The sequence below is a fragment of the Carnobacterium sp. genome (genome assembly GCF_045617425.1).
Classification (GTDB): Bacteria; Bacillota; Bacilli; order Lactobacillales; family Carnobacteriaceae; genus Carnobacterium_B.
In genome coordinates, this window is sequence record NZ_JAZLIO010000002.1 from 1 (window position 1) to 2,311 (window position 2,311).

The 2,311-nt window shown below is 35.3% G+C and carries 3 protein-coding genes; all 3 read left to right on the forward strand.

Annotated elements, in window-relative coordinates:
* The first annotated feature begins 73 nt into the window (after window positions 1–73).
* The 3 genes from gap (at window position 74) to ACKI3H_RS00575 (ending at window position 2,074) form a co-directional block, all read left to right on the forward strand.
* The gene (gene gap, locus ACKI3H_RS00565) at window positions 74–1,105 is read left to right on the forward strand and encodes a type I glyceraldehyde-3-phosphate dehydrogenase (RefSeq protein ID WP_407370359.1); all 1,032 of its coding nucleotides are present in this window, start codon (window positions 74–76) and stop codon (window positions 1,103–1,105) included.
* A gap of 337 nt (window positions 1,106–1,442) precedes the next feature.
* Complete coding sequence (locus ACKI3H_RS00570; RefSeq protein ID WP_407370362.1) at window positions 1,443–1,595, forward strand: transposase domain-containing protein; 153 nt, start codon at window positions 1,443–1,445, stop codon at window positions 1,593–1,595.
* A gap of 98 nt (window positions 1,596–1,693) precedes the next feature.
* The gene (locus ACKI3H_RS00575; protein WP_407370361.1) at window positions 1,694–2,074 is read left to right on the forward strand and encodes a hypothetical protein; all 381 of its coding nucleotides are present in this window, start codon (window positions 1,694–1,696) and stop codon (window positions 2,072–2,074) included.
* Window positions 2,075–2,311 lie beyond the last annotated feature (237 nt).

Here is a 2,311-nt window from a genome sequence, read left to right on the forward strand (position 1 = left end):
TCAGTAGACTATTTATATAAAATTCATTATTTTATATGTAACTAAATTTAATCTAATTTTTAGGAGATATAACATGGCAGTTAGAGTTGCTATTAATGGTTTCGGCCGTATTGGTCGTTTGGCTTTCCGTCAGATGTTTGATGCTGATGGATATGAAGTAGTTGCAATCAACGATTTGACAAGCCCAAAAATGCTTGCACACCTTTTGAAGTATGATACAGCACAGGGTGGTTTCGCTGGAAAAATCGGTGAAGGAAAACACACTGTATCTGCAACTGAAGATTCTATCATCGTAGATGGAAAAGAAATCAAAATCTCTGCAGAAAAAGATGCAGCTAACTGTCCATGGGCAGCTAACAAAGTAGACGTAGTTCTTGAATGTACAGGTTTCTACTGTGATAAAGAAAAGGCAGCTGCTCACATTACAGCAGGTGCTAAAAAGGTTGTAATTTCAGCTCCAGCTACTGGTGATTTGAAAACAATCGTTTACAATGTAAACCACAAAAACTTAACAAAAGAAGATCAGATTATTTCTGCTGCTTCTTGTACAACAAACTGTTTGGCTCCAATGGCTGACGCTCTTAACAAGAAATATCCAATCCAGTCTGGTATCATGTCTACAATCCATGCTTACACTGGTGATCAGATGATTCTTGACGGTCCACAGCGCAAAGGTGACCTCCGTCGTTCACGTGCTGGTGCACAGAACATCGTTCCAAACTCAACAGGTGCTGCTAAAGCTATCGGTTTAGTAATTCCTGAATTGAACGGAAAATTGATCGGATCTGCTCAGCGTGTTCCAACACCAACAGGATCAACAACATTGTTGTTCGCTGTAGTTAAAGGTAAAGACGTAACAAAAGATTCTATCAATGCTGCTATGAAAGCTGCTGCTACAGAATCTTTCGGATACAACGAAGACGAAATCGTTTCTTCTGACGTAATCGGAATGAAATTCGGTTCATTGTTCGATGCTACACAGACAATGGTATCAAAGATCGATGACGATACATACCAGGTAGAAGTTGTATCTTGGTACGACAACGAAAACTCATACACATCTCAGATGGTAAGAACAATCAAATACTTTGCAGAAAACTGCTAAGTCTTAAATTGTTTTAATGATTAAAAGGCATTCTGTATTCTACAGAATGCCTTTTATATTTAACTTGATAAAGTATTTGATTGTTCTTTCGATTAAACACTCAGTCGATAAATCTCCTTCGTGGTGCGAGAGAAGGATGAACCTAAATGAATGCTGGCGCATCCATTTTTAACGGTTCTACGATAAGAGCAGGTAAGAACAATTAAATACTTCGCTGATGCATAGTGCGCTTTAGCGCACTAGATAATAATTTCCAAAAATGCAAACGACCATGAAATGGGCGTAAAACTGCTAAGTTTAGAATTCTAATTGAAGAACGTCAGAAAATTGTTGAGGAATACCAGCTAAGCAGAATGGTATTGCTCCTGAAGATTATCTCAGATGTCTTTTTGAAAAAGCTCCGTATGTTGAGTCTGAGGAAGACTGGAAAAAACTTCTTCCTTGGAATATTGAAATTACTCCGTATAAGATTTGTGGAGAATGGATTTAAATTGTGGTATAATTATGTAAACGTAAATTTAATTTGCGGATACGAATTCGTCTTAAGTTATAATAGACAGAACCATTATAATAATGGAGAGAGATAAAATGAAGAAAATAATTGCATTATTAATTTTTTTTATTTCGTTTTCATTGTGTGCTCAAGTTCCAAAATCGTTTACTAAAGAAGATTTAACAGAGAAGAATTGGTTTATTTCATCTGGGCTTGATGAATACGAGCTTGAAGGATTTATCTCTGTATCTTTTAAAGATGATTTAACCTACTCCTTTTTCACTTCTTTGGAGCGTGAATACATTGGAGAGGGAAGATTTGAATTAGAAGGTAAAACGGTAATTATGCAACCTTGTGATAATCCAGATTTTATTTTTTATTCAGATTTCTTTTTTAATAATAAACCTCTTGAATTGACTTATGATGCTGAATATAAAGATTATCGCTGTACAGGCGTTTTGAAAAAAACTGATTGATAAATGTGCTATAATTAAATAGTTGATTATTCAGATCAACAGAAATTTTGTTGGAGAGAGATGGATATGAAAAATAAAATTAATGATTTGGAAAACAGAATTGTAATAAGGCATGAAACAGAAGAAGAATATCACGAGGTTGAAAATGTAACCCGTGAAGCTTTCTGGAATATTTATTATCCCGGTTCGGATTCTCCTTATTTGGTTCATATTATGCGTAGCCACAAAGATTATCTG

Coding starts and splice junctions, on each gene's coding strand:
- gap (WP_407370359.1), top strand. CDS start 74: ATGGCAGTTAGAGTTGCTATTAATGGTTTCGGCCGTATTGGTCGTTTG.
- ACKI3H_RS00575 (WP_407370361.1), top strand. CDS start 1,694: ATGAAGAAAATAATTGCATTATTAATTTTTTTTATTTCGTTTTCATTG.